Source organism: Bacillus sp. DJP31 (genome assembly GCF_049310945.1).
In the GTDB taxonomy this organism is placed as follows: Bacteria; Bacillota; Bacilli; order Bacillales; family SA4; genus Bacillus_BS.
The window spans coordinates 63,343-70,783 of the sequence record NZ_JBMERO010000019.1; the positions used below are offsets into that span (position 1 = coordinate 63,343).

At 36.6% G+C, this 7,441-nt stretch carries 8 protein-coding genes and 2 other annotated features; all 8 genes read left to right on the plus strand.

Features of this window, described 5'->3' with window-relative positions; all coding sequences use genetic code 11:
- Position 1 precedes the first annotated feature (1 nt).
- The 8 genes from dnaI to ACOI1C_RS16190 all read left to right on the plus strand — a co-directional run bounded on the left by dnaI (position 2) and on the right by ACOI1C_RS16190 (position 6,992).
- Positions 2-940, plus strand: coding sequence for a primosomal protein DnaI (dnaI, locus tag ACOI1C_RS16155; protein WP_422511612.1), 939 nt, complete (start codon positions 2-4; stop codon positions 938-940).
- Between the two features lie 105 nt (positions 941-1,045).
- Positions 1,046-1,873, plus strand: coding sequence for a putative sporulation protein YtxC (locus tag ACOI1C_RS16160; RefSeq protein WP_422511614.1), 828 nt, complete (start codon positions 1,046-1,048; stop codon positions 1,871-1,873).
- An 84-nt stretch (positions 1,874-1,957) separates the two neighbouring features.
- Positions 1,958-2,186 (plus strand) — a binding site (T-box leader).
- Positions 2,187-2,284: 98 nt separating this feature from the next.
- Complete coding sequence (gene thrS, locus ACOI1C_RS16165; RefSeq protein ID WP_422511615.1) at positions 2,285-4,222, plus strand: threonine--tRNA ligase; 1,938 nt, start codon at positions 2,285-2,287, stop codon at positions 4,220-4,222.
- A 59-nt stretch (positions 4,223-4,281) separates the two neighbouring features.
- Positions 4,282-4,416: a sequence feature (ribosomal protein L20 leader region), on the plus strand.
- Positions 4,417-4,435: 19 nt separating this feature from the next.
- Positions 4,436-4,954, plus strand: coding sequence for a translation initiation factor IF-3 (infC, locus tag ACOI1C_RS16170; protein WP_422511633.1), 519 nt, complete (start codon positions 4,436-4,438; stop codon positions 4,952-4,954).
- Between the two features lie 20 nt (positions 4,955-4,974).
- Positions 4,975-5,169: a 50S ribosomal protein L35 gene (gene rpmI / locus ACOI1C_RS16175; RefSeq protein ID WP_422511617.1), complete on the plus strand. Its 195-nt coding sequence runs from the start codon at positions 4,975-4,977 to the stop codon at positions 5,167-5,169.
- 52 nt (positions 5,170-5,221) lie between these two features.
- Positions 5,222-5,581 carry a 50S ribosomal protein L20 gene (gene rplT / locus ACOI1C_RS16180; protein WP_422511619.1) on the plus strand — a complete coding sequence of 120 codons (360 nt, stop codon included), beginning with the start codon at positions 5,222-5,224 and terminating at the stop codon, positions 5,579-5,581.
- A gap of 474 nt (positions 5,582-6,055) precedes the next feature.
- On the plus strand, positions 6,056-6,325 hold the full coding sequence (locus tag ACOI1C_RS16185; RefSeq protein ID WP_422511621.1) for a DUF1294 domain-containing protein: 270 nt from the start codon (positions 6,056-6,058) through the stop codon (positions 6,323-6,325).
- 70 nt (positions 6,326-6,395) lie between these two features.
- On the plus strand, positions 6,396-6,992 hold the full coding sequence (locus tag ACOI1C_RS16190; RefSeq protein WP_422511623.1) for a TVP38/TMEM64 family protein: 597 nt from the start codon (positions 6,396-6,398) through the stop codon (positions 6,990-6,992).
- Positions 6,993-7,441 lie beyond the last annotated feature (449 nt).

The window sequence follows — 7,441 nt, forward strand, 5'->3', positions numbered from 1 at the left end:
CATGAAGTCCATTAAAGATACGATGCAGGAACTATCATATAAAGACAGAATGGAAACTGAATATGAAAAATTTAAAGCAACTGTTTTAAATGACCAAGATGTTAAAGAGTTTTTAGATCAAAATCGCCCCCTCTTAAACAGAAAAATATTTGATAGAGCTTTACTAAAGATGTATGAGTATCATAATCAGAGTAAAGAGTGCTCGAAGTGTCCAAGCCTAGGGGAGTGTTTCAACATAATGCCTGGGTATCAAGCACATCTTACATTAAAAAATAAAGTGTCAATAGAATTGGACTATCGTCGTTGCCCAACTAAAGTATTAGCGGATTTGCAGAAGGAAAAAGGGAATAAGATTAAGTCAGTTTACATTCCCTCTAATCTACTAAAAGCCTCTTTCATTGATATTTATGAGGAGGACGATTACAGATTTCAGATTAAACAAGAAGTATGGTCTTTCCTAAAAAACTATACGAGCAATAAAAAGGTTAAAGGATTTTATATTCACGGAGGATTTGGCGTGGGTAAGACATACATTCTCTGTGCTGTCGCCAATGAGCTAGCAGATAAAGAAATAGAATCGATGATTATGTATTTCCCCGAATTCATACGAGAATTAAAAAGTGTGATGACAAATGAGTCGGCTTTTAATAAAAAACTTGATTCAGCCAAAAAAACTCCAGTCCTTATGTTTGATGATATTGGAGCAGAATCCATGACAAGTTGGATGAGAGATGAGATATTAGGTCCCATTCTTCAATATCGAATGCTGGAAGAACTGCCAACCTTCTTTACTTCGAACTTAAATTTAGACGAACTACTCAGGCATTATACGCACTCACAGAAGGGTGAAGAAGAAGGAATAAAAGCTCAAAGAATCCTCGAAAGAATTAGATTTTTATCAAGTGAAATTGAATTGGTTGATATTAATCATCGAAAGTAAGAGTCATGCATTTGGCTCTTTTTTTTGTTTTTAAGATGTAGTATCATTTTTTTCGTTTCCCCTCATATAAATAGAAACAGGTGCCGAAATGGGGGGACAACCAATATGCATATAACATTTGAAAAAGCTTCAGATATGAACTATGTTTTTCAACTATTATTTTCTTTTATGGGTGAATCTCTTCAACAAATTGAAGGAACAAATACGCTTTACATCCGAATTGCTAAAGATGATAAACATACAATCCATACATATGTTGTTCCAGCGTTAACAGAATTTATTGTACAAGTTAAAGAACCCGAATTTATTCAGGGATTTTTATGTGCAATTTTTTACTATGAGGATGAGGCGGAGCAGCAGCAAATTATCCAGATGGTGCATTCGTTGGTCACAGAGGATGAAGTTCATATGCATCCTTTATTACGGGAAGGATACCGTCTCGAAGAAATGATTGACCAATCCTTAACCATGTTTTTATCACGACATATTGATTTTTCATTTGAAGCGTTCTTAAAATTCAGACTAAAGGATTACTTTAACCGACTCCTAGAATACATAGAAGTAGCAATAGATGAGTATAAATTAGAGCAAGATTATCAGGACTTTATTGAGAGCTTACGAAAATATATTGCATCCAAACGGTCAACTATTAATCTAGTACATGTTGTTCATGAGAAGGATCAATTTTTATTTTTTGATGAAGACCTTCAGCCATTTACCCATAATCTCCAACATTTTCAAGAAGATTTCATATCTCTTCAAGGATTCGAAGTAGACAAAGAATTAATTGCACCGCTATTGTTACTCTGTCCAAACCATGTTTTTTTATATTCTGTCGATTTAGATCAAGGTGTTATTCAAACATTGGTTGCTATTTTTCAAGAGAGAGTCAATATTTTACCGTTCGAGAGATTCAGTAGACAACAGCATTAATCATCCATTGTTACATTTTTTTTTACTGATTCAACTTGCATTCGCTTGAAAAAGTGAATATAATAACTTACATAATTAAAAAAATGATCAGTTATGATAAGGATATGGGTTATTTTATCGGTTCTTAGAGAGGGAAGGCTTGGCTGAAAACTTCCTAACTTGAAAAATCAACCTACCACCTTTAAACTTTAGTGCAGAACAGAACTAGTTCTTATTATGTACTAACGGCAAAAACCGTTACTTTTCTTCTAAGCCAGGACAAAGTGTGTCTGGAAAGAAGGGTGGAACCACGAATTCAACACTCGTCCCTTTTATTGGGATGGGTGTTTTTTGTTTTTTTATCATCATGATAAGTTCTGCGTTCTGCTTGTCATGTGAAATAAATGAAAAAAATTAAAGGAGTGAACAAGGATGTCAGAAGTGCTAAAAATTTCATTTCCAGACGGAGCGGTTAAGGAGTTTCAAAAAGGTACAACAACTGAAGATATCGCGGCATCAATCAGTCCTGGATTAAGAAAGAAAGCAATTGCTGGAAAGTTTGCTGGAAAACTAATTGATTTAAAAGCTCCTATTGAACAGGATGGAAGCATTGCCATTATTACACAGGATTCCGAGGAAGCACTTGAAATTTTACGTCATAGTACAGCCCACTTAATGGGTCAAGCGGTTAAACGTCTGTATCCAAACATTAATGTTCGGTTAGGTGTTGGACCTGTTATCGAAGGTGGGTTCTATTATGACATCGATATGGCAGAAGCCATCACTCATGAAGACTTGAGCCTAATTGAAAAGGAAATGCAAAAGATTTCGAATGAAAATATAGAAATTGTTCGTAAAGAGGTAAGTCGTGATGAGGCGAAAGCCATGTTCCAAGAAATAGGTGACCATCTGAAGCTTGAATTGTTAGAGGATATTCCGGCAAGTGAAGCGGTTTCTATTTACAAGCAAGGTGAGTTTTTTGACCTTTGCCGAGGTGTTCATTTACCTTCAACGGGGAAAATCAAAGAATACAAGCTGTTAAGTGTTGCTGGTGCTTATTGGCGCGGTGATAGCAAAAATAAGATGCTGCAGCGCATATACGGTACAGCCTTCTTTAAGAAAGAAGATCTTGCTGAACACCTGCGTTTACTTGAGGAAGCTAAGGAACGAGATCACCGTAAATTAGGAAAAGAGCTTGATTTATTTGCGAATTCCCAAAAGGTTGGGCAGGGCTTCCCATTATGGTTACCTAAAGGAGCAACTATACGACGTATTATTGAGAGATATATTGTGGACAAAGAAATACGCTTAGGCTATTCCCATGTATACACTCCGGCAATCGGGAGTGTGGAGCTTTATAAAACATCAGGACATTGGGAGCACTATCAAGACGGAATGTTCCCTGTCATGTCCATGGATAATGAAGACTTAGTTTTACGCCCAATGAACTGCCCACACCATATGATGATATACAAAAATGATATCCATAGTTATCGTGAGTTGCCAATTCGTATAGCGGAATTAGGACTTATGCACCGCTATGAGATGTCAGGAGCATTATCAGGATTACAACGAGTACGTGGGATGACGTTAAATGATGCCCACATTTTTGCTCGACCTGATCAAATTAAAGAAGAGTTTATCCGAGTGGTCCGCTTAATTGAGGCTGTTTATAAGGATTTTGGATTTGAGAACTATTCCTTCCGACTTTCTTACCGTGATCCTGAGGATAAAGAAAAGTACTTTGATGATGATGCAATGTGGGAGAAAGCTCAAGGTATGCTTAAGGAAGCCATGGATGACCTTGGTCTAGAGTATTATGAGGCTGAAGGAGAAGCAGCGTTTTATGGACCAAAGCTTGATGTACAGGTTCGTACAGCACTTGGAAAAGATGAAACATTATCAACTGTACAGCTTGATTTCTTATTACCAGAACGCTTTGACCTAACGTACGTTGGTGAAGACGGTAAGCAGCATAGACCAGTTGTTATCCATCGTGGAGTCGTTTCGACAATGGAGCGCTTTGTCGCTTTCTTAATTGAAGAATATAAAGGTGCATTCCCAACTTGGTTGGCTCCGGTTCAAGTTCAAGTGATTCCTGTATCCCCATCAGCTCACCTTGACTACGCAAAGCAGGTTCAAGAGCAATTACAAGCAGAGGGGATCCGAGTTGAATTAGATGCACGTGATGAGAAGATTGGGTATAAAATTCGTGAAGCACAAATACAAAAGATCCCGTATATGCTAGTAGTTGGAGATAATGAAATACAAGAGAATGCTGTAAATGTCCGTAAGTATGGAAGTCAGCAATCAGAGACTTTACTTTTTGATCAATTTCTTTCAGCCATTCTAGAGGAAGTAAAAAAATAGGTGCTTGACAGAAATGTTTCTGCATGGTAAATTTATATAGGTAATTTAATAGTTCTATTTAGTAAAAGAAGAAGCACCCGCTTCTCACCTGACAAACGCAAATTGTTGTTAGCAGGTCTCAACGAAAAAGTTAGTGTATGGTAAATACATTTCGTTAAGTGTGGGTGTTTCATCGCCTGCACTTTTTTTTATTGACTATTTCGGAGGTGGCTCATTATTAGCAAGGATATGATGGTTAACGAAGGCATTCGTGCCCGTGAAGTACGTTTGATTGGCGCAAATGGAGATCAACTTGGTATTATATCTCGCCAAGAAGCACTTGAAATGGCGCAGAATATTAATCTTGATCTGGTAATGGTTGCAGCAACGGCGAAACCGCCTGTATGTCGTATTATGGACTACGGAAAGTTCCGTTTCGAGCAACAAAAGAAAGATAAAGAAGCCCGTAAAAATCAAAAAATCATTAATATTAAAGAAGTTCGTTTAAGCCCAACGATTGATGAGCATGACTTTAACACGAAATTACGTAATGCAATTAAGTTCCTTGAAAATGGGGACAAAGTTAAAGCGTCGATTCGTTTCAAAGGCCGTGCAATCACCCATAAAGGAATTGGACAAAAAGTATTAGACCGCTTTGCAGAAGAATGTAAAGAAGTCGGTAATGTAGAATCTGCTCCTAAAATGGACGGAAGAAGCATGTTTTTAATATTATCATCAAAAATTGATAAGTAATTAATAAGGAGGAACATCTCATGCCTAAAATGAAAACTCATAGAGGTTCAGCTAAGCGTTTCAAGAGAACTGGATCTGGTAAGCTAAAGCGTTCACAAGCATATACAAGTCACTTATTCTCTAACAAATCAACAAAGCAAAAGCGTAAGCTACGTAAAGCTTCATTAGTGAGCAGTGGCGATTACAAGCGCATTAAGTTCATGATCGGGAAGTAATTCATTTAAAAAAATTAACGAACAGATTGATATACATTAGGAGGAAATCACAATGCCAAGAGTTAAAGGTGGTACAGTAACTCGTAAGCGTCGTAAGCGCATACTCAAGTTAGCTAAAGGTTATTATGGTTCAAAACATACGTTATTTAAAGTAGCAAAGCAACAAGTAATGAAATCATTTAATTATGCGTTCCGTGACCGTCGTCAAAAGAAGCGTGACTTCCGTAGATTATGGATTACACGTATCAACGCGGCTGCACGTATCAACGGACTTTCTTATAGCCGTTTGATGCACGGATTATCACAAGCTGGTATCGAAGTTAACCGTAAAATGTTAGCTGATCTAGCTGTACATGACGAAAAAGCATTTGCTGAATTAGCAAACGCTGCTAAAAACACCTTAAACAAGTAATTGATATAAAAAGAGTCATTCTCTTATGGAGAGTGGCTCTTTTTTTATAAAATCAGAATTTATATGGTGGGTGCATCTAAATCCAGCTCCAGCACTAAGCTCGCTTGAGGTCAAATAACCCTAAAAGAATAAAAGGGATAGATCACCTTTTTTTTCTTTTAGGCATTTTCTTATGCCTTGGCTAAAAGGGGTACTTGCGCCTTTTGTTCTAAGAGTTTAATGGTTTGTTTTGGAATAAATGGTTTGGCGCTGATATAATCGAATAATAGCCGATTTCATCAGATTATCGCTGATAAAGATGAAAAATCGTTGATATAATCGGATAATCGCTGATAAAACAAATAAAGTCAGGATTTCCAGAGACAAATAGTATGAAAAGATACGATTTTCATCACTCGTACAGTCTAATTTTCTGTTTAAGCTATAAATCGAACTACTTTTAGAGACCATCTATCAAAAAGGAGATGAAAAAACATGATATCATTCTTATTTTATATACTTATCACAAATGTAGTTGCTTTTTTTGCCATGTATCTCGATAAACAAAAAGCAATTAAGAATCAGTGGAGAACTCCAGAAAAGACATTGTGGACCCTGGCTATAATTGGAGGATCTATGGGTATGTGGCTTGGAATGAAGAGTTTTCGGCATAAAACAAAGCATACATCATTTTGTGTGGGCACACCGGTTTTAATCGCTGCTCAGTTTATTTTGGTTATGGTCATCCTGCAAATATTGTCATAACTGCTCGTACGATTGTATATAGATGATAATAGTTTTTGCACGTAGTCATCTCAGGTCAGGAGGAGTCACCATGGATTATACGATGACGATGCTTTTTTCCTTTTTAGAAGCGAGTGGATTATGGGCACCTATCGTTTTCCTTTTATTTCATGGATTGCGTCAGTTTTTATTTATTCCTGTGGCTGTCTTGTGTATAGCTGGGGGAATCCTTTTTGGTGCAATTTTAGGTGCATTTTACTCCATAATAGGATTAACGCTATCTTGTATCCTTTTTTATTTCCTCTATCAATCGATGCCGAAAACCTTTGGGAAAATGAAAAGGATGAAAGAAAAATGGTTAGGTGACCGTGTCTCTTTTACAACCGGACAAATCGCCATCTTACGTTGTATTCCTTTTATGCAATACCATTTACTTTCCCTCATCCTACTTGAACGGAAAAAGAATGTCTTTTCTTTTACAAAACAGTCATTCCTATCGAATGTTCCAGTCGCCATCTTGTATACCTTATTTGGGCAATCCATTAGCCACTTATCACCTTCCATTATTCTTTGTATTTTGATATCGCTCACGATCCTATTCTACTTATTCAGAGAAAAACAAATCACAGTTAAGTGGAATGACTTTTTTGCTAAAAAATCATTAAAAATAAAAACCCGTGAAAACTAATCACGGGTTCACTTCAGAGGTTCAAACAAGTGAATCACATTACAATTCACAATCAAAATTGCATATGATTTCGCTTGTCTTTTTATTGTTATATCAAGGTATTTCAGGAAAAAGTAGCGTTTTTTATTCCATATCACAAGGATGGAAAAAATTATCTCCTCCTTGTGATTTGATTTGTAATTATAGGTGATATTCAGATAAAAAAATATTTGAAATCCTGATACAAAAGAAACACAGGCGATGTGAAACCGCCTGTGTTTCTTAATGTAAATTTAGTTACGTATGAACATTTTGCACCCCACAAGTGAAGCCGTTACTATTTTTATTGGTGGGGATTATTTGACGCTCACTTAGATACAGCCAAAGTTTACGAATGCGAATAAGCTTTCAAGAAATCTACAGATATCCAGCCAAAATTCCAACGGTGGTTCTACAGGACTAGGTTCAGT